This is a genomic window from Chryseobacterium sp. FW101-FHT12H09, assembly GCF_058790395.1.
Window position 1 is genome coordinate 192,901 of the sequence record NZ_JBYTCP010000001.1, and the last position, 25,850, is coordinate 218,750.

General features: G+C 34.9%; 23 protein-coding genes. 10 read left to right on the forward strand and 13 right to left on the reverse strand.

Features of this window, described 5'->3' with window-relative positions; all coding sequences use genetic code 11:
- The first annotated feature begins 616 nt into the window (after nt 1–616).
- Entirely contained in the window at nt 617–1,183 is a 567-nt protein-coding gene (locus AC3WRL_RS00830) for a TetR/AcrR family transcriptional regulator (protein WP_261511603.1), read from the forward strand.
- Nucleotides 1,184–2,620 (forward strand): MFS transporter, encoded by a 1,437-nt coding sequence (locus tag AC3WRL_RS00835; protein ID WP_492329523.1) that lies wholly within the window; start codon nt 1,184–1,186, stop codon nt 2,618–2,620. It abuts the gene before it with no gap.
- Between the two features lie 443 nt (nt 2,621–3,063).
- On the opposite strand, the gene AC3WRL_RS00840 is transcribed toward AC3WRL_RS00835, so the two are convergent.
- Nucleotides 3,064–4,161 carry a DUF5700 domain-containing putative Zn-dependent protease gene (locus AC3WRL_RS00840; protein ID WP_492329524.1) on the reverse strand — a complete coding sequence of 366 codons (1,098 nt, stop codon included), beginning with the start codon at nt 4,159–4,161 and terminating at the stop codon, nt 3,064–3,066.
- 296 nt (nt 4,162–4,457) lie between these two features.
- Here AC3WRL_RS00840 and AC3WRL_RS00845 point away from each other — a divergent pair, with 296 nt between their 5' ends.
- Nucleotides 4,458–5,288 carry a GLPGLI family protein gene (locus AC3WRL_RS00845; RefSeq protein WP_492329525.1) on the forward strand — a complete coding sequence of 277 codons (831 nt, stop codon included), beginning with the start codon at nt 4,458–4,460 and terminating at the stop codon, nt 5,286–5,288.
- Nucleotides 5,289–5,375: 87 nt separating this feature from the next.
- Here AC3WRL_RS00845 and AC3WRL_RS00850 read toward each other — a convergent pair whose 3' ends face one another.
- The gene (locus tag AC3WRL_RS00850) at nt 5,376–7,184 is read right to left on the reverse strand and encodes a serine hydrolase (RefSeq protein ID WP_492329526.1); all 1,809 of its coding nucleotides are present in this window, start codon (nt 7,182–7,184) and stop codon (nt 5,376–5,378) included.
- Nucleotides 7,185–7,366: 182 nt separating this feature from the next.
- On the opposite strand from AC3WRL_RS00850, the gene AC3WRL_RS00855 reads away from it, so the two are divergent.
- Complete coding sequence (locus tag AC3WRL_RS00855) at nt 7,367–8,416, forward strand: serine hydrolase domain-containing protein (RefSeq protein ID WP_492329527.1); 1,050 nt, start codon at nt 7,367–7,369, stop codon at nt 8,414–8,416.
- Between the two features lie 52 nt (nt 8,417–8,468).
- Here the strand turns inward: AC3WRL_RS00855 and AC3WRL_RS00860 are convergent, their stop codons facing one another.
- Entirely contained in the window at nt 8,469–8,804 is a 336-nt protein-coding gene (locus AC3WRL_RS00860; protein WP_214831714.1) for a TfoX/Sxy family protein, read from the reverse strand.
- Between the two features lie 36 nt (nt 8,805–8,840).
- Complete coding sequence (locus AC3WRL_RS00865; RefSeq protein ID WP_492329528.1) at nt 8,841–9,548, reverse strand: DUF2071 domain-containing protein; 708 nt, start codon at nt 9,546–9,548, stop codon at nt 8,841–8,843.
- 194 nt (nt 9,549–9,742) lie between these two features.
- Between AC3WRL_RS00865 and AC3WRL_RS00870 the strand changes: the two genes are divergently transcribed.
- Nucleotides 9,743–11,389: a serine hydrolase domain-containing protein gene (locus AC3WRL_RS00870; protein ID WP_492329529.1), complete on the forward strand. Its 1,647-nt coding sequence runs from the start codon at nt 9,743–9,745 to the stop codon at nt 11,387–11,389.
- A 144-nt stretch (nt 11,390–11,533) separates the two neighbouring features.
- Here the strand turns inward: AC3WRL_RS00870 and AC3WRL_RS00875 are convergent, their stop codons facing one another.
- Nucleotides 11,534–11,959 (reverse strand): HIT family protein, encoded by a 426-nt coding sequence (locus tag AC3WRL_RS00875; protein WP_492329530.1) that lies wholly within the window; start codon nt 11,957–11,959, stop codon nt 11,534–11,536.
- Between the two features lie 188 nt (nt 11,960–12,147).
- On the opposite strand from AC3WRL_RS00875, the gene AC3WRL_RS00880 reads away from it, so the two are divergent.
- On the forward strand, nt 12,148–12,618 hold the full coding sequence (locus tag AC3WRL_RS00880) for a hypothetical protein (protein ID WP_492329531.1): 471 nt from the start codon (nt 12,148–12,150) through the stop codon (nt 12,616–12,618).
- Between the two features lie 38 nt (nt 12,619–12,656).
- On the opposite strand, the gene AC3WRL_RS00885 is transcribed toward AC3WRL_RS00880, so the two are convergent.
- Nucleotides 12,657–15,029, reverse strand: a complete 2,373-nt coding sequence (locus AC3WRL_RS00885; RefSeq protein WP_492329532.1) for a TonB-dependent receptor — start codon at nt 15,027–15,029, stop codon at nt 12,657–12,659.
- Nucleotides 15,030–15,358: 329 nt separating this feature from the next.
- Between AC3WRL_RS00885 and AC3WRL_RS00890 the strand changes: the two genes are divergently transcribed.
- Nucleotides 15,359–16,807, forward strand: a complete 1,449-nt coding sequence (locus AC3WRL_RS00890) for a histidine kinase (RefSeq protein WP_492329533.1) — start codon at nt 15,359–15,361, stop codon at nt 16,805–16,807.
- The gene (locus AC3WRL_RS00895; RefSeq protein ID WP_492329534.1) at nt 16,804–17,502 is read left to right on the forward strand and encodes a LytR/AlgR family response regulator transcription factor; all 699 of its coding nucleotides are present in this window, start codon (nt 16,804–16,806) and stop codon (nt 17,500–17,502) included. The genes AC3WRL_RS00890 and AC3WRL_RS00895 overlap by 4 nt, the downstream gene beginning before the upstream one ends.
- 2 nt (nt 17,503–17,504) lie before the next feature.
- Here AC3WRL_RS00895 and AC3WRL_RS00900 read toward each other — a convergent pair whose 3' ends face one another.
- Together AC3WRL_RS00900 and AC3WRL_RS00905 are read right to left on the reverse strand one after the other, a co-directional pair.
- On the reverse strand, nt 17,505–18,104 hold the full coding sequence (locus tag AC3WRL_RS00900) for a DUF6624 domain-containing protein (protein WP_492329535.1): 600 nt from the start codon (nt 18,102–18,104) through the stop codon (nt 17,505–17,507).
- Between the two features lie 174 nt (nt 18,105–18,278).
- A complete protein-coding gene (locus AC3WRL_RS00905) occupies nt 18,279–19,412 on the reverse strand; it encodes a T9SS type A sorting domain-containing protein (RefSeq protein ID WP_492329536.1) in 1,134 nt (377 codons plus the stop codon).
- A gap of 365 nt (nt 19,413–19,777) precedes the next feature.
- Between AC3WRL_RS00905 and AC3WRL_RS00910 the strand changes: the two genes are divergently transcribed.
- Entirely contained in the window at nt 19,778–20,806 is a 1,029-nt protein-coding gene (locus AC3WRL_RS00910) for a rod shape-determining protein (RefSeq protein WP_214831704.1), read from the forward strand.
- 185 nt (nt 20,807–20,991) lie between these two features.
- Nucleotides 20,992–21,387 (forward strand): DUF3574 domain-containing protein, encoded by a 396-nt coding sequence (locus AC3WRL_RS00915; RefSeq protein WP_492329537.1) that lies wholly within the window; start codon nt 20,992–20,994, stop codon nt 21,385–21,387.
- A gap of 230 nt (nt 21,388–21,617) precedes the next feature.
- Here AC3WRL_RS00915 and AC3WRL_RS00920 read toward each other — a convergent pair whose 3' ends face one another.
- The 5 genes from AC3WRL_RS00920 to AC3WRL_RS00940 form a co-directional block, all read right to left on the reverse strand.
- Nucleotides 21,618–22,370, reverse strand: a complete 753-nt coding sequence (locus AC3WRL_RS00920) for a DUF3667 domain-containing protein (protein ID WP_492329538.1) — start codon at nt 22,368–22,370, stop codon at nt 21,618–21,620.
- 332 nt (nt 22,371–22,702) lie between these two features.
- Nucleotides 22,703–23,323, reverse strand: a complete 621-nt coding sequence (locus AC3WRL_RS00925) for a DUF6134 family protein (protein WP_214834675.1) — start codon at nt 23,321–23,323, stop codon at nt 22,703–22,705.
- Between the two features lie 677 nt (nt 23,324–24,000).
- Nucleotides 24,001–24,609: a hypothetical protein gene (locus tag AC3WRL_RS00930; protein ID WP_492329539.1), complete on the reverse strand. Its 609-nt coding sequence runs from the start codon at nt 24,607–24,609 to the stop codon at nt 24,001–24,003.
- Between the two features lie 38 nt (nt 24,610–24,647).
- Nucleotides 24,648–25,199, reverse strand: coding sequence for a putative glycolipid-binding domain-containing protein (locus AC3WRL_RS00935; protein ID WP_492329540.1), 552 nt, complete (start codon nt 25,197–25,199; stop codon nt 24,648–24,650).
- Between the two features lie 65 nt (nt 25,200–25,264).
- Nucleotides 25,265–25,717: a VOC family protein gene (locus tag AC3WRL_RS00940; protein ID WP_492329541.1), complete on the reverse strand. Its 453-nt coding sequence runs from the start codon at nt 25,715–25,717 to the stop codon at nt 25,265–25,267.
- Nucleotides 25,718–25,850 lie beyond the last annotated feature (133 nt).

Here is a 25,850-nt window from a genome sequence, read left to right on the forward strand (position 1 = left end):
ATCTTGAGTTCTTCGATTCAACATTCTTGTCGCGCTTCAGACAGTAGAATTTTTTTAACGTTCACAGAAATTATTTTTTTAACGCTACAGCTTCCTAGGTCGATTAATGATTCTCTTCAATTTTTAAATTTTTGTCATTTTAAATCTACGTAATCTGCGAGAAACAAACCCCACCGTCATTGCGACGGTACGAAGCAATCTCAATAAATATTTTCTTATTTTTTTATGTCCTTTTGCCTTGAAGCAAAATGGACCAAAAGTTCAAGACTGGAAGCTTTCGCTAAAAATAAGTTCACTAAAAATTCTAAACTTGCGCGAATTCGATCTTGAGTTCTTCGATTCAACATTCTTGTCGCGCTTCAGACAGTAGAATTTTTTTAACGTTCACAGAAATTATTTTTTTAACGCTACAGCTTCCTAGGTCGATTGATGACTATCAACACCGTTTCGAATCTTAACTTATTAATTTACTCAACCGACTTGATCTGCTTGAGTATTAATTAAAGACCTATTTGTAGAAGAATTGAAGAGATTGCTTCGTACCTCGCAATGACAGCTTAAAAAAATACTTCCATTAAATAGACCGACTTGTATATTTAATAATTAACTTTGCATCATGAAAAAACAAAGAGGTCAGACTGTAACTGACAAAATCATAGATACCGCCGAAAGGCTTTTTTATAAACAAGGCTATAATATAACAGGTATAAACCAGGTAATTGCAGAGGCTGATATTGCTAAAGCCTCTCTATATAAACATTTTGACTCTAAAGCTGATTTATTACTGGCTTATATGCAGCGTTTTCATAAAGATTGGCTTAATCGCCTGGAAATTAGAATTAATAAAGAATCGGATCCCAAACAAAAGCTTTTAGCCATTTTTGATCATATGACAGAGCGACAATTATACAGGGAATACCGGGGATGTGCCTTTGTTAAAGCAAACAACGAAGCTGGAGACAGCGATGAGCGGGTTTTGGCTGAGATACAAAATGCTAAAAAGCATTTTAAAGAGATTATAGAAAAGCTGGTCATCAATTCTGATCACAAAAAACTACTGACCGATCAGGAACTCACCGAAATGCTCTTTCTGATGACTGAAGGTGGAATCGTCGCAGCCTCCATATTTAAACAGGCAGAAGACCTCCAATCTGCAAAAAAAATCATTCAAAAACTAATCTAAATGAACGACATAAAAAATAAATGGCTGGAACTTATCATCGTCCTGTCCGCACCGTTACTTTCTGTAATAGACGTATTCATCATTAATATCGCTATTCCATCAATTAAAACAGGAGTCCATGCTACGGATGCAGAAGTTCAGCTTGTCATAGCCGGATATCTATTGGGCTATGCCGCTTTCCTGATTACCGGAGGCAGAGCTGGAGATCATTTCGGACGCAAAAAGGTGTTTTTCTGGGGTATGCTTGCTTTTACCATTGCATCATGTTTGTGCGGCCTGTCAATGACCCCGCTGCAACTCAACATTACCAGATTCCTTCAGGGACTCAGCGCCTCATTTATGGTTCCACAAACCATTGCGTTCATTCAAATACTTTTCACAGAAAAAAAAGAAAGAGCCAAAGCAGTTGGTTTATTCGGTATAACGTTAGGACTCGCTGCCATTATCGGACAGGTTTTAGGTGGCTATTTATCGGATACTCATTGGATCATTGCGGGATGGCGATTGATTTTCTTCATCAACCTTCCCATTGGCATCGTAACTCTATGGGCAACGCATCGTTATGTAACTGAAACTAAAAGCAACCAAGGAAGTAAGTTTGACTATGAAGGCGTGCTTATTTTAACCCTGGCTTTAGTTTGTCTGATTTATCCTTTAACTCAAGGTCGTGAAGCAGGATGGCCATTATGGAGTATTGCACTGATTATTTTATCATTTGTGTTGTTCATTTATTTTATTTATAATCAAAAAAAGAAATTAACAACTAATAAAGTTCCTCTTATTGATGTCCGGTTATTTGAAATCAAGGATTTTAATATTGGATTAGTTGCTGTATTATTTCATTTTATGCTACACACTTCCTATTTGCTTCTCAGCGCTGTATATCTGCAAAATGGACTTAAAGTATCTGCACTTCACAGTGGACTATATTTTATTTTCCCTGGGATTTTATTTATTTTCTCCTCTGTGGTTGCATCAAAATTAATCGTCCGATTTGGAAAACGCGTTCTACAAGTTGGAGTTGTCATTTTAGCCATGAGCTTTTTTCTTCAGATTCAATTATGGAAACCTGGAGTAGATAGCTGGCTCATCATTGCACTCATGGGGATTTGGGGACTGGGAAACGGATTGGTCTTACCATCGTTATTAAACATTGTACTTAAAAGTGTACCTGCAGAACATGCCGGAGCTGCAGCAGGAATCTACTCAACTTTTCAACAAACCGCCTCAGCTTTAGGAGTCAGTATTATTGGAGGGATATTCTTCTATTTTTCGCAGGAAAGCTGGCAGGAAGCTTATAAAGCAGGTATCATTGCTATTTTAATTTGTGTGGTTTTTGTAGGGGTTATGCTTTTTATTCTGCCGGAAGAAAAGAATGCAGCATCAAGTAGTCCTAAAAACAACTTACGGTCATTGCGAGGTACGAAGCAGTCTTAATAAATATTTTTTTATTTTTTTATGTCCTTTTGCCTTGAAGCAAAATGGACCAAAAGTTCAAGACTGGAAGCTTCCGCTAAAAATAAGTTCTGCTCACTAAAAATTCTAAACTTGCGCGAATTCGATCTTGAGTTCTTCGATTCGAGATTGGTGTCACGCTTCGGACAGTAGAATGTTTTTAACGTTCACAGAACTTATTTTTTTAACACTGCAGCTTCCTAGGTCGGTTAATGGTTGTCAACAAAGTTTGAAACTTAGCCTTTTACTCTGCTCGATCATATCTATTACTACTCTTCATCATTGTCATTGCAAGGAACGAAGCAATCTCTCAAGCCCTTTTCTACTCCTTAGTCACAATATTGAATTTCAATACGTTAAGCCTGTTCAATCCGATTAATCTGCTGTATATAAAAGAAAAAGGACAAATCAATGATTTGTCCTTTTTAATTTTTCAATTGCTGTTGCTCAATAGTAGCTTTAGGTCTGTACTTTTTATCTAATTCATGAATAAGATCCATCGTGGTCGATGACAGAATATAAGCATCCTTAACTTTTCTCGACGCTTTATCATATAGATATACAAATTGAAAAGGGTCATCGATATACTTGATCAATTCTTTTTTATATCCACCCTTATCTATAATATTAGACATATAAAATCCCGGGATATGACCATTCCTGTTGCCATTATTGATCAGCTTATTCATTTTTAGCTTGGATCGGTCTAATTGTTTTACAGATAATAGAGAATCAATATTTTTAATCACTTTCGCTCCATCTGCTATGAATTCTGGACCAGTTCCTCTCTGATATTCCAATAGCTTTATTGCATCTTTCCCTTCATAAATTTTATCTGTTAAATCAGCACTTCCTTCGTTTAGTATTTTTTGAAGCAGACTGATAATGACTGCATCCTGATCATCAGTTTTAAATACAAGTTGGGGCCTAAGCAAATGATGAAACTCATGACCTCCCATTGCCCCCATTTTGTTGGCATCGTGAAAGTATGCTGAAATAAGTGTATATATGATCCATCCGTTCTCAACATGGGCGTCATTATGTATCGGAATAATTGTCACTTTATAATTGGGTGCTTTTTTCTGATATTTCTTGGGAAGCATATTATAGGTATACTGATAACAAGTATCAAAATAACCTTTAGAATCTTTTTTGATATCTGTAAGGTATTTTTTCATCTGATCTTCGTTTACCTTACACTCATTGATGTTATAAATCCACCAATTGCTCATCGGCTTTTTTAGTTTTTCCTGTAAAATCGCACTGTTTTTTGGCATATATACAATTTCCATTGATCTTCTGTAACTCTCCGTGTAGGTGCTGTCAACTCCCTGATCGTTCAGATAAACTTGTATGGCTTCATTTTTTAAAAATTGATCCCATGTTTTTTTGTCCAGAGGCTTATCCTGTTTCAAGTCTGCGGTCAATTTAAAATATTCCCAGCATGAACTGTCATCGAAGGTTTGTGCTGACACGATTTGCGAAGCAAGAAAGACGAACAAAGCAAGTATAATTTTTTGCATTATTGATACATTTTTTATGAAGTTATTTTATGGCTAAAGTATTAATATGGATTGGTAATTTGAGTTTTTATGTTTCAATTTTGAACATAAAAAATTTAGGTTGTTGTTAAATGCGGCATATTAGAAATTCTCAGGTGCTCTTTAGCATTAATTTGTTTACTAATAAAAACAACTATGTCGATGATTCCATTACATCAGAAGTTCGGCAATTCTGTATTACGAGCTGATTAGCTTAAAAACATTTCCCACTTATTTGATTTAATATCTATATTTACAAATAACCACAACAATGTATTATGAAAAATTTATTTTTAGTTTTCTTTCTTTTCGTTCAGATGATACATGGTCAAAATAAAAGGTTCATATATCAATATAAATACGTTCCTGACTCTACCAATAGGTCTAATGTGGTCAAAGAACTGATGTTTTTAGATATTACCAATGCCAAATCTTCGTTCTATAGCCACCGTAAGAATGTTGAAGATTCAATCTCCATTGCTCAAGCTAAGAAGGGGCAATTTTACATACCAAATGCAGACCTTTTATACCGTATTGAAAAAAACTATCCTGATAAAGTATTTTTTAAAACTACAGATTATGGTCTTGGAAAAATAAAAGTGGAAGACGATCGAAAAATGGAGTGGAAAATTTTTCCGGATAAGCAGAAAATAGGTGAATATAATACTCAAAAAGCAATTACAAATTTTGGAGGCAGACAATGGACTGCCTGGTTTTCTTCTGATATTACAATTCAGGATGGCCCTTACAAATTTAAAGGTTTACCAGGACTTATTATAAAAATCGAAGATAACACTCATAGTCATGCGTTTGAATTGGTGGGGGTAAAGAATATCAACAGTGACTTGCAATATCCGGAATTAAATGCTCAGGCAAAAGTAATTTCTTTAACTCAGGAGAAATTCATAGAATTATTTACCAACTATCGAAAAGATCCTGCAGCAAGTACAAGACAGCTCTATATGCAGGGAAAAATAATAGACCAGAAAGATAGCTCCGGAAATTTCCGTACAGGAACCGAAGTTGTACGTGAGGTCGAAAAACTGACAAAAGAAAGATTAAAGAAAGATAATAATATCATCGAAATTGATTGGTTGCAGGGTTTGTAAATATAATTGGCAATAAAAAATTCTGTTATAGAAGCTTTTCGGAGCATATTAAAAAAAAGCTGCCCTCATTTCTGAAGGCAGTTTCTTTTATAATGTTTTTAGAGCTTTTGCAGCACTTTCATTATTGGGATTAATTTCCAATACCTTTTGATAATTCTGTTTCGCTTTATCTTTTTGTCCGGCTTTCAGATAGGCTTCTCCCAAACTGTCATAAACATTATCACTGTTAGGATACAATATGGTATTTACGCGGAATACATCAATAGCTTTCTTGAAATCTTTTTGTCCAAGCAATGCATAACCTGTTCCGTTCACAGAACCTTCAGAAAGCTGCTCATTAGCAGGATCTTCAGTTTTAGCTTTCTTATATGCCTCCAGACCTTTCTCAAATTGTCCTTCAAGAATCAACTCTAAAGGTGTTTTTTCATCCTTGTTCATTTGATCACCTCTTTGTCTAATGGCAGCATTGTCGAGTAAGATCTGCACAAGTTCTTTCCTGCCTGTTTTAGGATTTTTCGCAAATGTCACTTTATAGTCCCAATCTCTTAGGGCGTAAGTGTTCTCTCCTACTTTAATAAGTTCTTTAGGAGTTTCTACATTATTGATCGCCATTAGTTTTCCTTTTTCGTGATAGATTTTGCAAAAACTATATTTATCAAGTCGGTAACGACCTATATTATTATTTAAATCACTTGCCGTTAAGGGTAGGATTTTATCGACTGGATTCATAAAATTCGGCCATTGATAAACAGTTGCAACTGATCGAAGCAGCTCATTGATAAATTCGGGCTTATTCGTATTCGTAAAAATAACAACGCCATCACCGCTGGTTGTGTTTCCTGTAAAGTCGCTGCTGAAACCCTCATTCCAGCCACCGTGATGAAAGTAAACCTGTCCGTTTTTATTAGCAAGAAAAATACCCAATCCTACGAATGGTTCGATAAAAGGACTTGTAAACTCTTCTGCCATTTTTTGAGAAATGATGGTATGGCTTTTTCCACTTAGTGTATTTTGGATGTCAATGACAAATTTTGCATAATCTTCAGCGGTCGTCCATAAACCGGCAGGTGCCTGTTCTGGATAGGTATGATATCTTCCTTGAACCCTGGCTCCGCTCTCATTGTAAGCTGTAGCGGCCAACGATGCCAGAGCTTCCGGTAAAGGCTGGTTAAACGTGCTGTTTTTCATTCCCAGTGGTAAAAGTACTTTTTCATTCATAATCGTTGCAAAGTCTTTACCTTCAATATCAATGAGCATTTGCTGCATCACACAATATCCACCACCGGAATATCGCAATGGTTTTCCTGGTATTTTATCAACAAAAATAGCTGGGGTATTAGCCGGACCTTGCCCGTTCAAAAGCTGAATCAGTGTTGGCACAGGTTTACCTACTTCATATCCCGGAAAACCACTCACCGTAAGCCCTGCGGTATGACTGACAATATGTTTAAGACTTACTTTTTTCTCCTTTGTGAATTCATTTTCCGGAATTTTCCATGATTTCAAATAAGCATTCACATCAGCATCTGGATTTATTTTTCCAAGCTCCACTTCTTTTAATGCGGCGTATGCACTTACCGGCTTACTCATGGATGCTGCCTGAAACCTTGTCTCAGTAGTTACTGGAATTTTAGATTCTACATCTGCTAATCCGTAGGCTTTGCTCCAAATCACCTTAGAGTTTTTGATAACTGCTATACTTACTCCCGGAACATTATAATATTTCATTCGAGACTCCATAGTCCAAAGAGGCTCACCCTCAAAACGAACTGCAGGCATTAATCCTGATTCTACTTTAGCAATTTCATTTTTTAACTGAGTGTCTGTTTGGGCAAATAGTGGATTTGCTATCATTCCGAACAGAAATATCATATAAAAAGGAGCTTTGGTTTTCATATTAGTTTAAATTTGATTGGTTAAAAATAGACAACTTTTGTGAATATCAGATACTACTTCAAATGAATAAAACAATCTTATGAAGGATATTATTTACAAAATATAAGTCTCTTGTAACCAAATTACAATAGTAGTTGTCTTACTAATAAGAAAATTCAAACTTTAACCTAATTAAAAGTAATATGAGAAAGTTCAATATCTGTACTCTATTCATCATCGCTCTTATCTCCCAAAATATATCTGCTCAGATAAAAACCGTGAGAGGGGTAAATGTTTCCGGCCAAGAAATGGATGCCTTTATCAGAAAAGAAGTAGATTCACTTCAGATTTCAGCATTATCAATTGCCGTAATTAAAGGTAACAAAGTAGTCTATTCAAAAGCTATAGGAACCAAAAATGCCAAACAGGAACCTATTGATGAGAATACCATTTTTGAAGCTGCATCCATGACTAAACCAATGTTTTCCTATACAGTCCTCCAACTTGTTAAAGAAGGTATTCTTAATTTAGACGTTCCACTTTACCAATATTTCCCTTATCCCGATATTGCTTATGATGACCGTTATAAATTAATTACAGCAAGAATGGTTCTTGATCATACTACAGGGTTTCCGAACTGGAGAGAAAATAATAAACTGACCATAAATTTTACTCCAGGCACCAAATTTGGCTACTCAGGGGAAGGATACGGATATCTTGCCCTTGTTGTAGAACACCTAACGGGTAAAACCATAGATCAACTTGTTGAAAAATATGTCATGAAACCCATGTCTATCAAAAACTCCTACCTGGTCTTCAATGATTATATAAACAAGCATTTAGCAGATGGGATAAAGGACAATAATGAAAGAGGCAGAAATGAACCTTATATAAAACCACATGCCGCTTACAGTTTATATACGGAGCCTAAAGAATACGCTAAATTCATCATTGAATTAATCAGGGAAAGCTATATTCTAAATAGTACTTTCCAGTCTATGGTTGGTTCACAGGTAGAAATTCATGAAGAGGATATGGATCCAAACTTAAAAATCAATATGGGATTGGGCGTTTATGTTCAAGAGACCCCCTTTGGCTTAAAATATTCTCACGGTGGGAGTAACGGCAATTGCTACAATTCTTTGTTTCAATTTTACAAGGATTCAAAAGTTGGATTTGTTTATTTTATTGTCGGATGTAAACAGGGGGAATTTGCTAAAAGATTGGATCAATTTATGATGATTGGAAAATAAAATTATTCGTCCTTTCCACGACTCTTTAGTAAAAGAAGTAAGATACTATCCGCTATTTCTTTTTGGTCTTCTGAACAACTTTATTGTACTCCAGACAAAGGTTTACATAATAATGGAAATCGCTATTGTGTTGGTATCCCTCTTCACTGATGAAAATATATCCTTTCATCATCTTTCCGCCATGCATCATAGGCCGGCAATAGTTTTTTTCCAATTCAAGTTCTGCTTTTTCAGGATCAATCCTGCATAGGATTTCGTTATCACGGACTCCTATACATAATTTATCATCAACCATAAAGCTCAAACCCTGAAACATCTTTTTCTCAACAACATTCTTTTCACCGATCAATGTTTCCCGTATGCGATTTACCAATGTTTCGTTGTACATAATATTGCTTTAATTTATTTGATTCTAAAGAAATTATCATTTATCAGGCATCGTTTTCCATGTGTGCTCAATATTTGTCATTAATAGAGCGTTATCAAATACTATGGAACCTTTTGGGAAAACGTGCTCATTTTCGTAAAAGGTTGATTTTACTTCCAATACATCAAGAGGTTGCATTTCCCATTTGTAGGTATTAAGTTGCAGCCCCTCAAATTTATCTTTATTGGGGGAATATCCAAGACTTCCTTTTTCAAAAAAACCTGAAGCCTCTTCTAAGGTTCCGAATATAGAACGGGTATTGAATGTTTCGGTTTCTCTTGCATCGATTGAAGTTTCCAACTGATCCGAACTCTTAAAATCAATATGATATTTTTTATTTTTTTCTTCTACATTAAACTTTGCATGATAGTGTTTACCTGGAAAAATGCGTCCACCCACCAGTGCATTTATTTTTGACGAAGTATCTCGCCGTGGAATATAAACTCCGGTCTTTACTTCACCATCTTCGTCCCATTCTACCGCAATCCGGTGTGCCCCATTTTCAGAACCTATCCCCATGAAATCCGGCAAACCTAAAGTTTTTATACTTTTAAGCCTGATCAGGCAGATTCCAACGATAGCCTTATTTTTATAAAGATGTGGTCTGAATGGAAAAGGAATAATTTTCTCTACAACTTTTGGATCAGCTGTGAAATTTATGAGTATCCTCCGGTCTATATATCCGTGTATTGCTGGTAGTTTCATCTTTTGTTACAACTTATTTAAATGCTGAAAATGATGTTTCGTTGTAATGACAAATGTAATTCATTTCGATTAAAATCATTTACATATAGAGATCAGCATAAGTCCATCACAGAAAAAAGGCGAAGATGTTAATCTCGTTCTATTTTTCTACCTTTTTTTTCGTCAGATTTGTACCCATATATAACATCTACTCCGTGAAAAATTCAATTTTAATATTTATCATTTTTTTTGCATTTGTTAAACAGGCAAGTGCTCAAAACAATTCACTTCTAAAATCAGACTATAATGATGAGTTCTATTCTAAAAACATTGGAAAAATAGTATTTCTTCCAGCTTTTAAGAATTCACATCAGATTAAGGAAAATGATCTGGTCAAAAAATATACATTAACCAATAAAAGTGACCTTTCCTTTGTTGCATTTTTTGATAAATCACTTACAGACTACAAATCTGAACTTTCTCCGAATATAGAGAAAGACTCCTTATTCAGAAAAGGCAATTATCAATTTACACTTTGGATAGATGATAAGGAAATCTATCGAAGTAATCTTTCACCCGGTGCACCTTATCAAAAAGTACAGGATACGGCATTGGTACTCAACAGACCTTTAATTAATAATACAAATGGTCAGGGAACATGGAGTGAATCTTTCTGGAACAGATTTATAGCGAATGGCGGGGACAAAGCATTACAGGACGGACAACATAAACTTCGTTTGGAAATCCGTGCTTATGTCAACATAAATAATGAAATTAAAGTAAGTCCTCTGTTAGCAAAAGGTGAATTGGCCTTAGATGTTTCACAAAATCCAAAAATTGATATCACCCCTATTAAACTCAATAAACCAATGACTTATGTGGGTTTTGAGATTTCCTCTAAAAAATTCAATGAAGACAAAATAAAGGAATTGAAGGGATCTATTGATGAAGGAATTTTTAAACAGATCAACAGCATTATCGTTATTAATGAAGGTAAACTGCAGATAGAAGAATATTTTAACGGGGAAGACAGAAATACACTGCATGATCCAAGATCTGTTGGAAAATCTTTTGCCTCAACTTTATTAGGAATTGCTATTGGTAATAACCTCATTAAAGACGAAAATCAAGAACTCGGTGCTTTTTATAATATCCAGTCCTATCAGCATCCTCAGGGTAAAGATCATGCAACTATTAAAGAGCTTATAACCATGTCATCTGGATTTGATGGCGATGATAGCGATGAAAATTCTCCCGGAAATGAAGAGAATATGTATCCTACCAGTAATTGGGTTGACTTTACTTTGAATCTACCATATGATCAGACCTTTAAAAATAAATGGCATTACTTTACAGCGGGTACCATCATTATAGGAGATATCATCAACAAATCGGTACCAATGGGTTTAGAAAAATTTGCTGAAGAAAAGCTCTTTCATCCATTGGGTATTAAAAATTACAAATGGCAATATACTCCACAGAATATTCCCAATACAGCAGGAAGTATTCGTATGAATGCATTGGATTTTGCTAAATATGGACAGCTTTATAAAAACAATGGGATGTGGAATAAAAAACAGATCATTCCTCAAAGCTGGGTGTTAAAAACACTCACCAGACAGATTCAAATACCGGATAGAAAAGATGAATATTACAGCTATTTTTTCTGGAACAAAAGTTTCAGTGTGGGCAACAAAAAGGCTGAAGCATTTTACTGTGCAGGAAATGGTGGGAATTATATTCTTATTTTTAAAGACCAACCTTTAGTTATCGTTATTACAGCTAGCGCATACAATCAAAGTTATGCTCACCCTCAGGTAACCAAAATACTGGAAAATTTTATTCTTCCGGCTGTTTTATAGCCCCGATAGAAACGGTTACCCCGCAGCAGGAATGGGAAATGGTTTGGAGCGAGGAGTATGAGTGGATAGCGGGAAAAAGCTCCTGATTACAGTCTAAAAAAATATAAACTGTAGTACAATTGATGTATTAGCAGAATAAAGTTACTATTCCATTAACTGTTTAATGTTCCCACAAATCTCATCCAGCTCTTCCCGCTTTGGAAGTTCGTAATAAGTTTCGTGAAATTTCAGCCCAAAACCATCATTTTGAAACCTTGGAATAATATGTAAGTGTGTATGGAAGACCTCCTGGCCAGCCGCTTCCCCATCGGCCAGGAAATAATTAATACCTTCAGATTTTACATTTGATTTTCTGATCGCCATATTAATTTTAGCCCCTACATTAAACAGTCTGGAAGTCAGATCCTCATCCAGCTCCGCGATAAGTTCTTTGTGAATTTTAGGCACTACCAATATATGTCCTGGATTTACAGGTTGTATATCCATGAAGGCAATGACATGATCATCTTCATAAATGAGACTTGCCGGTAGTTCACTATTTATTATTTTACAAAAAATACAATCGGTCATAAAGTTTTTTTATAAAAATAATAAAATGATATGAGATGCCAGGCTCAAAATATTTCCATAACATGGTTAAGGCGAATTAACTTAGGTTATACCAACTCAAAAAAGATCGTGCAATAACAGATTAATCTTTTTAAAAATCGTTTTCTAAATTTAGATTATAATTGTATTGTATATTATCAACACTTATCATGAAAACAATAACCTTAGCCTTAATTAGTTTTTGCCTCCTGTTTATCTTATCGGGATGTGAAAATACTAAGAAATCAAATGAACGTTTACCATCCGATATAACGAAAAAATCAGTTAAAAACGAGGCCTCTAAAATACAAGAATTAACTATTTATCAGTCTGCCGATTGGTCGACCATTAACAATGGTATAACTGGAAAATGCATCACTCCCTATGTAGTAGAACATAAAATTTCAATTGACTGTACTCCTTGTCGAAAATTACGATGGGTTTATACCTTTCACATCAATGGAAGTGGTCAATTATTAAAAATGGAAAAGGATGATAAAGTCATGGAATGTAATTTAAATAAAGAACAAATTAAAGAACTGGAAACTTTAATTGAGACTTATTTAAAAAAGCAAATAATGCCTCTATCTCTGCACAATACAATTTTTAAAGCAGGGATCGGTTTTACGTTAAAATGCTAAAATTCCTTTTTTCCATTAAAAAATAATATAGGACACCATCAATTGCGATTACCGGATTTAGCCTGTCGAACGGACTGATTATCTTTTAAATTAAGTCGATAAACAAGTGTTAACCGGTAACGGGCTGCATTGGGAATATTGGTCTGACTGATCAGGTAATCTGCTCCTTTGGTCGTACTGGATAATTTTCTTAATTCAAACAGGTTACTTACATCAAAGGAGACTGTTGCTTTGTCTTTTAAGAAAGTTTTACTGCACCCAAAATCAATACTATGCAAAGCGTTTGAGTGAATTTGGGCAGTTGCATTGGCACCCCTGAAATTATATAACGTCTGGAAAGCAAGTTTGTCCTTCAGTTTCACCTGAGCACTTAAACGGGCCGTAAGTGTATTTCCTGAATAGTCGAAGGTCTGATTTTGATAACTTCCCTGTTTAGCATAATGAAATATATTAAGTTCGGTATTTAACTGCAACCATTTGATGGGGTTATATAGTACCGAAAGCTCTAAACCACTGCGTATTTCTTTACTGATATTAACCGGCATGGTAATAAACAAACCATCCCCATTCCGAGATGTATAATCTTCAATAACCCCATTATTTTTTTGATAATAAAGAGATGGATTAAATGTAAGTGTCTTCCAGTTCTTCAGGAAAGCAAATTCAAAAACATGAGCGTAAGATGGGTTTAGGTTCGGGTTACCAACATAGCGACTATTCAGGTCGGTTAACTCATTGAAAGGATAGATCATGTTCAGCGATGGCCTATTGATTCGTTTACTGTAGCTCCCCTGTAAGGTCGTTCCTGTATCAAAGCGGTAACTGACATTTAATGTTGGAAATAACCTGCTATAATTCTTATCATTGGTATAATTTCCTATACGGTCTTCAATACCTATACGGGTCAGTTCGCCACGTACGCCGCCCTGATAACTAAACTTCCCCATCTTTCCCACAAACTGCACATAGGCACTCCCAATCAGTTCTTTGTACAATAGATGATTGTCGATCTGATCAATGATCTCCCAGCCTGCAGTATTTTGCTGCTCCGCAATAAAATCAGTATTTACCCTCCTATCCTCAAACTTCAGTCCAAACTCTAACGTTGAGGTACTGTCCAGTGGCTGTACCATATCCGTTTTAATCATGAAGTCCTTGCTTTCTCCTATTGAACCTGTCCTGATCGTAGGAAAAATAATGGGTATAGGAAAAACTCTATTGGTTGCCAGATTCCATTCTTTATCACTATTCCAGAAATCGTATTGCATATCCACTGTAAATTTTTTACCAGTCTGGTTAAAAGTTTTGGTATAATTAAATTCCAGTTGATTATAGCTTCGTTTTTCCCATGATTCACCGTTGCGGCTCAGCGTACTGTCGATGGCGCCATTTTTTCCTGAATATAAATAGTTCAGTCGCGTCTTATCATGGTCATGGGTAGAATTCCTAAGGAAAGCTGCAGTAATCGTGTTGTGATCATTAATCTGATAATCTGCACCAAAATAAAGTAATTTGGCATTATCATGCCGGTTCTCATCCTGTCGTTGGTTCAGATAAACAGGAGTACCTGAAAGTCCGGTCGACTGTTCTGTTTTATAGAGACCTACATAATCCGACAATCGCAAACCATAGGTCGCAAAAAGGTTGAGTTTATTTGATTTATAATTCAAGCTGGGGCTAACCCGTGTTTCATTGGGAATACCACCAACTACCCTTAACTGTCCACTGAAACCTGCTTTCTTATTTTTTTTAAGGATGATATTAATAATTCCTGCTGAACCTCCGGCATCAAACCTTGAAGAAGGGTTGGTGATTACTTCTACGCGCTCCACCTGGTCAGCAGGCAATTGTTCCAGAGCATTCCCCTGAGTTAGTCCGGTTCGTCGTCCATTGATTAATACCAATACATTAGCATTACCCCGAAGGCTGATCGCACCGGTAGGACTGACACTGACTGATGGAACAATGTTCAATAAATCAGTTACTGCTCCTGACTGAGAAAGCACATCCTTACCTACTTCGAAAACTTTCTTATCAAGTTTTAAACTGACTGATCCGCGCTGTCCGGTTAATGCTACCTCTTCTAAAAGTTTTGAGTCAGGCTCCAAAGTTATTGTTCCAATATTTACCGTACCAGAACTAACTTCTATAGGTTTATTGACGGTTTTAAAGCCTATCAGGTTGTAGGTGATATGGTAACTTCCGGCCGGAATTTTTTCCATGGTGAATGTTCCCTTAGCATCAGAAGTACTGGTCGTAATTAATTTTCCCGCATTATCTTTTAGTGTTATATTGACATACTGGATAGGAACAGAAGGGTTTTCATGAATGACACCCGTTATTTGAGCTTGCTGTGCAAAGGAATTTTGAACAGCCAACATGATCAGAAAAAAGAGCAGTATTTGTTTCATGATGTAAAATTAGATCCCGTACATAGTCATTTTGAGTAAAAACATCTGAACGGCTCTACAGACTTTCAAACAGCCTTCAGCTTTTTCAAATTACCTTGTATATTTACATGATGCATAATTTTATGTTTTTGCTGGTTTTACTCAGCATACTGAACCCATCTGTTATTCGTAATGAAGATCCTATACCTGTTTACAAAATAGGTGATGATATAGCTTGGGCATCTAAGGACTATAATGACAAGAATTGGTCACAAGAGCGAGGCAACACCTCTGGTAAAATCTTCTGGTCCCGAACTCATTTAGATCTGCGTCAGGTTGAAAGTGAGGTATTGCCGCTTGGCCTTCAGATTGAATCCTTTGGATCTTTTGAAGTATACTGGGATGGAGTATTGATCGGTAATAACGGTCAAATCCCGCAAAATGGCAAACCGGAAATACCCGGTACTGAAAGCAGTTATTACAGGATTCCGGACCACCTAATGTCACCTGGTCTTCATACAGTTGCTCTACGCAGTTCGCAATCATCACTTCCGCATGTGCAACGCAGCATTGGATTTAAAGTTGATCCTTACAACTCCTTGCTGACAAGACCTTTGGTTACGATGTCTTATATGAATCTCATGGCAGGAGCTTTTCTTATCGCAGCAGTTTATTACTTTTTTCTTTATGTAAACAGCAAGCGAAAACAATGGGATATCCTAATCTTCGGTACCATCTGTTTTCTGTTTTTTGCCCTGCTGATTATGGAATACCTTAAATTCCATGTGGTGATCCCCTATTCTCAATTTTTCGTACGCCTTGAGATTATTGGATGGCTGACCTTTGCCAATGCATTACTGGTTCCATTGTATTTTATCATCCAGTTCAATTTTAAAAAGGGAAAATGGCTAATGGCTGCCCTGCTAACAGCATTGATATTCCTTTACTGGTCTAATTACGGACACTATGATCTGACTGCCCGGCTTTATAGTTTAGCAATGCTTGTTGCTGCTTTCATCGTAGTATTGAATGGTATTATTCAAAAGGAAAAAGGAGGATTTATCGCTATGGTTGCCCTTTTAATGAGTGCTCTGGTCAATAATTTAGTGGTTTATGATTTTGGGCTGTTTATTAGTTTTACCATAATTGTTCTGAGTATGCTTTATCTACATTCCATCCGTACAAGCGTGATGGAGGCAGAGCATCAGAATGCTGTTTTACTTTCCTCAAGGCTACAGTTGGAACTGCTCAAAAAAAATATTCAACCTCACTTTTTAAGAAATACCCTGACTTCTATGATGGATTGGGTTGAAGAATCACCAAAAGAAGGCTCTCGTTTTATACAGGCACTCGCTGCAGAATTTGACATTATGAACGAAATCTCCGAGCAAACCCTGATTCCCATAACAAAAGAACTGGAACTTTGCCGTCAACACCTTTCTGTAATGGGTTTTCGTAAGGAGATTAATTATGTATGGGAACAAAACGGAATAGGTGAAACTCAACTGATACCACCCGCTGTTATTCATACATTGCTGGAAAATGGTATTACCCACAGTGAGCCATTACCCGGAAATACTGTTAAATTTGTGCTTCGTTATTTTGTAACAAAAGAAAGTCATCAATATGTATTTGAGACCATCGCAAAGAACCGACAGATACTCACAGACCGTGCAGGTGGTAATGGACTTAAATATATCCGGGCACGTCTGACTGAAAGCTATGGACAAAACTGGACATTCGATTCGCATGCGACAGAAAACGGTTGGATATCTACTATTCAAATTTTAAAACAATGAATATACTGATCATTGAGGACGAGGCTAGGATCGCCCATCGTTTGCAGCGTATGATTGCTGAATTCTTTGGGAACAAGCCTTCCCAAATTACAATCTGTGATTCTCTTCAAAAAGGTCTTGATCAAATTGCCAGTCAGCTTCCCGATTTACTTCTTCTGGACCTGAATCTCAATGGAGACAATGGTTTTGAAGTGTTGGAACATATGGTAGCTGCTTCTTTTCATACGATCATTGTTTCAGCCAATATCGATAAAGCAATTATCGCTTTTACCTATGGTGTTCTTGATTTTGTTCCCAAACCTTTTGATAAGGAAAGACTTTTTCAGGCTCTGAACCGGTTTATAAGTCCATCCATAAAATCAGATGATGGCATGAAATACCTTGCGGTAAAGAGATCGGGGCAGATTCGCCTGATCAATATTGCTGAAATAATTTACATCAAAGGGGCAGGTATCTATACAGAACTGCATCTTAGAAATGGACAACAGGAACTGCACGATAAATCACTTGAGCTTTTGCAACAACTTCTTCCGGACGGATTTGAGCGGATTCATAAGTCTTACCTCGTTAACCTCCAACAGGCTGAAAAAATACTGATCAACCCCGGCACAAGATATGGACTGCAGCTTAAAACCGGGGAAACATTGCCAATAGGACGCTCAAAATATAAGAATCTTAAAAATAAGATGATCTGATATTATTTTATCCAGCCTACCTTCTTTTTCCATTCATCGCTATCATTTTTCCTTTGATTAAAATCTTTTGGGGGTGTTTGATTTTCGTTTTTTACCCGATGCTGGATTAAAACAATCTGATCCTCCAGGGTATTTAAGCCTATAAGTTTCCTTCTTTGATTTACTTTTATTAAGTCATCAAAGGAGTTGGGAACTAATTCTCCATTTTCATTCCAATCAAATTGAGTTCCGTAAAGCTGTGGCTTTCCTTCAAACACAGCTATCCGATCGGTTAGATAAGCCAAGTTTTTCGGATCTGCTTTATTTTCATCCACTGCTTTTTTTAATAGCTCCGCACATTTTTTCATAAAAACGGGTTTCCCAATTGAATGCTGTATGATCAGCCAAGCTGCTTCACTGGCTTCCTTACCTACTTTATCAATAGTCGGGTAGCCGATGGAATCTACTATATCATTTAATATTTCTGCATTCTTATTATGCAGTTTTTCCATTTCTTCATTATACCCTTCCCCAAGCTGCCCTTTTTGAATAAGTTGATTCCGAAATTCCAGATCTGCATCTTTTAAATGAATTATTTTTTGTGCAAAAATTTTATAGTCCATGATGCTGTTATTATAAATTAACCAGAAGATATCGTTTAAAATTACACAAACTTTCTATCAATATAAACTCGTGTCTCTTTTTTTAGCTTACATCAAAAAATGTCCGAAGAATCAATTGATTTTTCGGACATTTTTGTACTTAACATATTGTTACTGACAATTAAATAAAATGTATTATTTTTTTATTGTTTTAATTGTTTTTGTAGTGCCGTCATTTAATTTTAAAGAAATTAAATATACCCCTTCTTTTAAATCACCCAAGTAAATCGATGATGATACTTTTTCAATTTTTCTGACTAATCTTCCTGAGATATCAATAACAGAAATTGATCTTACATCAGATATATCAGAAATACTGATAAAATCACTGAAAGGATTAGGAGATACTTTAAGCTTGTCTTTTTTAGTAGTTTCGTTAGTAGATAAAACGGTACTGTCATAAGCTGAAATCTGGAATTCTCCCATACTTATGCTTGAATCATATTTCCAGGCACTTATATACAGTGTAGATCCCGGAGTCTGTCCTGTAAGAGAGACTAATGAAAATAAACTATCTCCACTGTCATCATCACAGGCAATTTCAGTTAAAGTTCCACAGCTACCACTGTAAATGGTGAGAACAGAATCATCAAATGGCGATCCGGAAGCTTCATTTGTTTCTATAGTGATATTCCCGCTTGGAGGAACAACTACACTAAACCATGTATTATCAACCGCATCTCCGTTACAGGAAGGAAGGGCTCCATCGGTAGTGGCTCCGCCATTATTAGTAACAATTGAACCGGACGCAAAATCAGTTCCTATTGTCAATGGCATTGCCTGTGAGCAGATATTGTTCGTTGATACAAGCTCATATGCTGAAATCTGAAAAGTTCCACTGTCGATCGTGTCATCATATTTCCATACACTCACATATAAAGTTGTTCCCGGAGTTTGTCCTGTTAATGATATCAACGAAAATAGATCTGCGTTTGTATCATCATTACAATCAATTTCAGTTAAAGTACCACACGTTCCTGTGTACACAGTAAGCACTGAATCGTCAAATAAAGATCCGGCAGCTTCCCTGGTTTCTATAGTTAGGTTTCCACTTGCTGGAACAACTACAGTAAACCATACATTAGCTACGGCATCAGAATTACATGAAGGAAGAGCACCATCTATAGTACTTCCAACATTGGAAGAGGTAACCGCTCCTGAAGCAAAGCTTGTTCCTACTACCAATGGTATTGCACCTGAACAATTATCATTTTGAGCATTCACAAATGTAATTGTTAATAAAAAAAAACAGAGTAATAATTTTTTCATAAAATCTTCATTTTAATTAATAATTTACGGATATAATTGTGTTTTTTAATTTATTTTTCACAATAAATATAATCACGTATTCTTTTTGTAAATATATTATATTAATTAAGCACTTAGGCAATTATTTTATTATGTTAAAAGAATGTATTGAAATTCAATTAATTATTGATTTCCTTGCTTTTATATACATTTAAATGAACTTCAGAAGTTTTGTTAGTCTTATGTAAAAGTATTTTAAGAATTTAGAGGCCTTTTAATATCTTAATACCACAAATTAACACAACTTTAACTTCAATTATAAAGTACCGGACTATTTAAATCAATCCATAAAGCCGTACTTTGCAGTCTAATAAAACAATGAAAAGATGGGGCTATTTGACATGTTTACGCAAGAGATCGCAATGGATCTTGGGACTGCTAACACTTTGATCATACATAATAACAAGATTGTTATTGATCAGCCCTCCATTGTTGCTATTGACCGTACTACAGGAAAACCTATTGCGGTTGGAGAACAAGCTAAACTTATGCAGGGGAAAACCCATGAAAATATCAAAACAGTACGTCCATTAAAAGATGGTGTCATTGCAGATTTTCATGCGTCTGAACATATGATCAAGGAATTCATTAAACAAATACCGGGAATCAGAGGTAGATTTATCCAACCGGCATTAAGAATCGTAATATGTATTCCTTCAGGAATTACAGAAGTTGAAAAAAGAGCGGTTAAAGATTCGGCATTAAAAGTAAATGCTAAGGAAGTAAAATTGATCTATGAGCCAATGGCAGCGGCAATTGGAGCAGGGATTGACGTTCAAAGCCCTGAAGGGAATATGATCATTGATATAGGTGGTGGAACGACTGAAATTGCGGTGGTCGCACTGGGTGGTATTGTCTGCGACAAATCATTAAAAATCGCTGGTGATGTTTTTACAAATGATATTGCATACTTCCTGAGATCATACTACAATTTGTACGTTGGGGAAAGAACTGCCGAAAGGATAAAAATCGAAATAGGTTCTGCATTGGAAGAGCTTGAATATCCTTTAGAAGATATTCCTGTACAGGGAAGAGACCTGATCACTGGTAAGCCAAAAGAAATTATGGTGAACTATAAGGAAATTTTCAAAGCATTGGATAAGTCCATTATGAGGATTGAAGATGCTGTTTTGGAAACCCTTTCTCTTACTCCACCTGAGCTTGCGGCGGATATTTACAAAACTGGAATCTATCTTGCAGGAGGGGGTGCCCTTCTCAATGGATTGGCTGATAGAATACACAGAAAAACAGGATTACCTGTTTGCGTTGCTGAAGACCCTTTAAGGGCCGTTGTTCGTGGAACGGGCATTGCCCTTAAAAATATCAATAAGTTTAGATTTCTTATGAGTAGCTAAACTCAGGAATAAATATAAAATGCCTTTAAATACTATTATTTAAGGGCTTTTTATTTTACCGTCGTTTTATTACATACGAAATGGTTACTCACATCTATTTATCCCCTATTTTTGAATTATTTTAGTTAAAAATTTTATATTTGTTGAATGGAACACCTACAATTCTAGTAAATAAATATAACCAAATGAAAACCCAGAAAAAACTAATATTCGCAGCTTTTTTAAGTATAGCCTTTGTTTCCTGTAGTACCATGCAACGAACTGATTTATATTTTGGAACAAATATTCCTACTGGCGGGGATGTAACACCACAACAATGGAAAGCATTCTCTGATAGTGTGATCACACATTACTTTCCTGAAGGATATACCGAATCGGATGCGGTTGGTAAGTGGATGGATACCCAAACAAAATTAACCATATCAGAAAAGACAAAAGTGGTGACTTTCCTTGGTAAACCTACAAAAGAAAGAAATGCTTCATTGGATAGTATTACCCAACGATACATCCGCAGATTTCATCAACAAAGTGTATTAAGAGTAGACAGTAAACCTAAGGTAAAATTTATCAGCAAAATATAAATTATCTTTTACAGCAAAACACAATTTTAAGATTCAAACGTTTTTCCACTTATACTGTTCTTTCGTTAAAATGGAGAGGAATTTTTTTTGAATTTTTCATTAATGGCCATTTCTTCTAGCCATTCCAATAGCTTTTATTATTCAATAAATCCCACTGTGATTCATGATTGACTGCATTTTTTTGATCCTAGTTTCATTTGGATTACCATCCACCATTTTCTCTATTGTTATTAATGGATAACCTTGGTTATTATTAGTCCAAAGTAGTACAAAATAAACAGTAAGCAATTCATTACAGTAATTGTTAATGATATTTTTAGCAAGTTAGTTTTCCTTGTACTCATCAGGCTGCCATACGTATAACCATACAAAAACAAAAATCCTGTCATAAAAAAAGAGATAAAAAAACCTTGCTCACTTACATCTGTTTTCTCTGAAAAGAGGGTCATAAAGAGTTTTATCAAGTTAATGAGTACTAATAACAGACTAAGTTGTGCCGCTAAATAAGTATTCACAAGAAAATGCTCCCAATAATTATATTGCCTTTTTATAAAAAACAACCAAGTTATTAAAGAAGCAAAAGGAATCATTATAAAAATAAAAAGACTGAAATAATGACTAAAGAACGATTCATTGACCTCAAGGACCTGATTAGGAAACCTTTTTTGATATATACTTTGTGTAAGACTTTGAAGTTTATTAACAACAAAAGTACAAATAGATGCTATTAATATAACATAAGCAAAAGGCCTAAAATGTTTTACTCGTTTTCCTGCAAGATATCCTTCTACCATTTTTCCAGGATTTGTAAAAAGACATTTTAGTGTATAGAAAAAACCCTTGTCAATATGAAAAACAGAATGTGGTATATCATGAATTAGCCAATGTACATCAATTCTTTTTTCGTGTACAGACTGTCCACATTCTGGACAATAATTACCTGAATAATTAAAATTGCAATTTTTACAAAGAGTTATTTCCATTCTTTAAAACTTGTGGAGGTACTTGATATAGTTAAATAGTAAACATTCTTAGAGCCTATATATATTATCCTCTCACATTTGTAATATTCAAATGAATTTATTCCTTCACATAAATAGGTTACTCCTAATGTAATATTCATCGGGTTCTAGATATCTTTAAATGAAATTTTTAATTCACCGAATATAAAAATATTAAATAACAACTGCAAAAAAACTCTTTTTAAGTATTTGCAGAGAATGAGGGATGTGAACCTATCTCGTAAATACCACATTTATCTCATTTTTATGTGAAAAATCCAAAGTTTTCACAATAAATAGTTGCAATAAGGACTTTAATGGGTTTTATTTGGATTCGTATCAAGAACAAACTTTAGGTTTGCAAAATCGGTATTGGCTTCAACTAAAGTGCAAATTCCTTTGCTGTATGTGTAAGTAGTCGTGTTTCCGTTTGGCAGATCGATCCTGTATTTTTTGGAATTAATCTTCTGAATAGGAATCATCTTTTGGAATTTCTCCGAAAAAACAGATTTTATATTTTCGGGCTCATTAAAATACAGACTTGCAGTAGAGCTGAAAATGGACTGTTTTAGAGAACCATTGGCTCCATCTTTGTCCGAAAGATTATAAACACTTCCGTTCCAGGTAGCGGTATTGTTCACTTTTAGTTTCCCGTTCATTGTTCGGTAAAGTTTGGCCTGCTGTAGAATATTCTGTTTAAAAGTGACACCCATTTTGTCATAAATTTCAATACTGTAAATGATTTTTACTTTAGCTCGGGATTCAAAAATATATTCGGTGACATCATCTTTCAAAGAACGTTCCACACGGATATTGCCAATCGTTTTATCGTCTTTTATAATAGAATAATTCAGATATTCTTTGTTAATTGGTGTTACAATATTGGGTTGAAAATAATGGTACAACATCATCGAAAAAATCAGGAGTGCTTTCATTTTTTTACTTTTTAAAATAATAATGGCTTCTTTAAAAATATTTATGATGCAAAATTAGGCATAGGAAAGCCTTAGAATGTTCCATAGGATAAATGCGAACCCATTTCATTAACGGAAGTTAACTACTTGAAAATAAAACAATTAACTATAATACTGCGTTCCAATTTATAATCGTGAACCTTGTTTTCTAAACTCTCGAGATATAAGAAGGTAATTTTTTTTAAGCAGTCGCTGATAATAAATAAAGTATATTATTTCGTAATTCCTGTTCTCCACTTTTATAATAGTTTGGAATCTATACTTTTTTGAAAAATTGGAAGCTGATCAGTATTTTTGAAAATATTAGCTAAACAAAAAGAAAAAATCGATTTCTGACAATATAAGAGCAAAATGATATGGGGTTAGCAGAAGTAGGCTAATAAAAATGTCACATATCACAAATATATAAAGTAACTACTAAAATTACAGCTATATAAAATACACGTAGAAATAAGGGCAAAGGAATCTGGAAAGTTTTCAACATCTCCCTACTGCCTAAATCCTACCATTTTTTAAGTCAACTACATATCCTCCTTTTGGTTTTGATTTTTTTCGGATGTAATATAAGTTGTGCAAAGTGTTTAACCAGTCAATTAGAAAATAATGTATTATGCGAGAAAGTCGGATAATATTCGAAATCATATATCTATTAATCGCCATCCTAATTCTGCTTCTTGTATTTCCTTATACTTTTCAAAGTTGATTAAATGTAAACATAGTCCATTTTGTCCATCCAGATGGATTACGTAAATAAACCCTTTAAGTTTCCAACTATACAGTTTAGTGCCAACTAAATCCCAACCAGCCTCTCTAAATTGAAAATTCGGCATTCCCAATTTGTCTTTAAAATAGTCCACTCTTTCTTTAAAGCCTTGTTCATTTAATTCCTTTGTACTTTTAAATACTAATCCAAAAAAAGAATTCTCTTTATTTGTAAGCCCTTCAATATAATCAAAGTTAATAGTACCGAAATTTGCTATTGTATCCCTCTTAGGAGACCAGATAGATAAATTATAATATATACTATTTTTCCCTTGTTTTTTTTGAATAAAAAGTTTCGTATTTCTAACAACCGAATATTCGTTCTTCTTCGATAAGATCTCATCGTTAAAATAATTTTGTATTTCAAATTCGGTTGTAATCTGTTCAATATCAATTTTCTTTCGGTCAGTTATGGAAGGTTTGCTCTGTCCATAGATGGAAAGAAAAGTCATTGATACTATAAAAAAAATAATTTTTTTTCCCATTTCGTTAACTCTTTAGAAAATAATTGACAAGCTCAAAACTAATATTCTGCTATTTTTTCAAAAAATCCAAAATAATTATCCACTAATCCAACTTCATCAACACTCATATTTCCTTTAAAACCTGAATTTAAATTTTCATAAAAATATTTGTTATCCGCTATTTTGGTATACCTCTGCTTGACAGGTACAATATTATTTTTTAAGACATCTATATAAATCACATCAATTTCCTTTGGTGTTTCCATATCAAATGATAAATTATTAACAGGAAGCGTATTGGTAAATGGTGTAAGTGAAATATCAATGTATTTAAAACCTTTAAAATCAGAATTTGTCATTATATTAATTTGCCATCCATGTTCGGAATTCTCACCAGTCATCTTTCTTTTTATCGTATTGATTTCTGATTCGATTTCAAATGCTCTAATCAGCCAATTTCCATCAATAACCAATCTATAATTAACATCATATATATTACCATTTTGGCTGCCGATAATCTTTGATTCTACAACATTATTTTCATTCTTTTTTTCAATTTTAAAATATTCTAGAGATTCATAAGCTATTCCCTTCCATAATAATGTTTTCATAATTGGAGTATTCATAAATAATATTTCTTCGCCGAATTTCTCACAGGTCTTTGTGAAGAGGAATTTTACTTACCGTTTAATTCCTCAGCCAAACCTATTAACAGCCCATCCTTTGCACGAATGTAACACAGGCGATAAGAGTTTTCGTACTGAACCATTTCGCCAACGAGTTCAGCACCATGTTTCACTAGCCTGGACACCAGCTCATCAATATTCTCAACAGTAAACATAACCCGTAAATATCCGAGAGAATTTACAGGAGCATTCCGATGATCTGAGATAGTCGACGGGTTAATAAATTGTGAAATCTCGAGCCGATTATGGCCATCGGGTGTCACCATCATGGCCACCTCAACGAGCTGCTCTCCTAATCCCGTAACACGACCAGCCCACTCTCCCTCAACCTTCGCACGTCCTTCAATCTTTAACCCTATTTCTGCAAAAAAAGAAATAGCTTCATCAAGGGATTCTACAACAATGCCCATATTGTCCATTCGCAACAATTTACTTTTTTCCATAGTATTGATTTATAAAGTTATCCTCAAAATATTGGGAAAATAGAATGTGTGTTCCAAGATATCTTTTTAAAGAAAATCTTCTAAAATCCCCTTTATTTTGACACAATCAATTTACTTATTTTTCCAATTATAG

Bases quoted from the DNA above. Each gene is read 5' to 3' on its own strand.
- AC3WRL_RS00830 (WP_261511603.1), top strand. From the start codon at position 617: ATGAAAAAACAAAGAGGTCAGACTGTAACTGACAAAATCATAGATACC.
- AC3WRL_RS00835 (WP_492329523.1), top strand. From the start codon at position 1,184: ATGAACGACATAAAAAATAAATGGCTGGAACTTATCATCGTCCTGTCC.
- AC3WRL_RS00840 (WP_492329524.1), bottom strand. From the start codon at position 4,161: ATGCAAAAAATTATACTTGCTTTGTTCGTCTTTCTTGCTTCGCAAATC.
- AC3WRL_RS00845 (WP_492329525.1), top strand. From the start codon at position 4,458: ATGAAAAATTTATTTTTAGTTTTCTTTCTTTTCGTTCAGATGATACAT.
- AC3WRL_RS00850 (WP_492329526.1), bottom strand. From the start codon at position 7,184: ATGAAAACCAAAGCTCCTTTTTATATGATATTTCTGTTCGGAATGATA.
- AC3WRL_RS00855 (WP_492329527.1), top strand. From the start codon at position 7,367: ATGAGAAAGTTCAATATCTGTACTCTATTCATCATCGCTCTTATCTCC.
- AC3WRL_RS00860 (WP_214831714.1), bottom strand. From the start codon at position 8,804: ATGTACAACGAAACATTGGTAAATCGCATACGGGAAACATTGATCGGT.
- AC3WRL_RS00865 (WP_492329528.1), bottom strand. From the start codon at position 9,548: ATGAAACTACCAGCAATACACGGATATATAGACCGGAGGATACTCATA.
- AC3WRL_RS00875 (WP_492329530.1), bottom strand. From the start codon at position 11,959: ATGACCGATTGTATTTTTTGTAAAATAATAAATAGTGAACTACCGGCA.
- AC3WRL_RS00880 (WP_492329531.1), top strand. From the start codon at position 12,148: ATGAAAACAATAACCTTAGCCTTAATTAGTTTTTGCCTCCTGTTTATC.
- AC3WRL_RS00885 (WP_492329532.1), bottom strand. From the start codon at position 15,029: ATGAAACAAATACTGCTCTTTTTTCTGATCATGTTGGCTGTTCAAAAT.
- AC3WRL_RS00895 (WP_492329534.1), top strand. From the start codon at position 16,804: ATGAATATACTGATCATTGAGGACGAGGCTAGGATCGCCCATCGTTTG.
- AC3WRL_RS00900 (WP_492329535.1), bottom strand. From the start codon at position 18,104: ATGGACTATAAAATTTTTGCACAAAAAATAATTCATTTAAAAGATGCA.
- AC3WRL_RS00905 (WP_492329536.1), bottom strand. From the start codon at position 19,412: ATGAAAAAATTATTACTCTGTTTTTTTTTATTAACAATTACATTTGTG.
- AC3WRL_RS00910 (WP_214831704.1), top strand. From the start codon at position 19,778: ATGGGGCTATTTGACATGTTTACGCAAGAGATCGCAATGGATCTTGGG.
- AC3WRL_RS00915 (WP_492329537.1), top strand. From the start codon at position 20,992: ATGAAAACCCAGAAAAAACTAATATTCGCAGCTTTTTTAAGTATAGCC.
- AC3WRL_RS00920 (WP_492329538.1), bottom strand. From the start codon at position 22,370: ATGGAAATAACTCTTTGTAAAAATTGCAATTTTAATTATTCAGGTAAT.
- AC3WRL_RS00925 (WP_214834675.1), bottom strand. From the start codon at position 23,323: ATGAAAGCACTCCTGATTTTTTCGATGATGTTGTACCATTATTTTCAA.
- AC3WRL_RS00930 (WP_492329539.1), bottom strand. From the start codon at position 24,609: ATGGGAAAAAAAATTATTTTTTTTATAGTATCAATGACTTTTCTTTCC.
- AC3WRL_RS00935 (WP_492329540.1), bottom strand. From the start codon at position 25,199: ATGAAAACATTATTATGGAAGGGAATAGCTTATGAATCTCTAGAATAT.
- AC3WRL_RS00940 (WP_492329541.1), bottom strand. From the start codon at position 25,717: ATGGAAAAAAGTAAATTGTTGCGAATGGACAATATGGGCATTGTTGTA.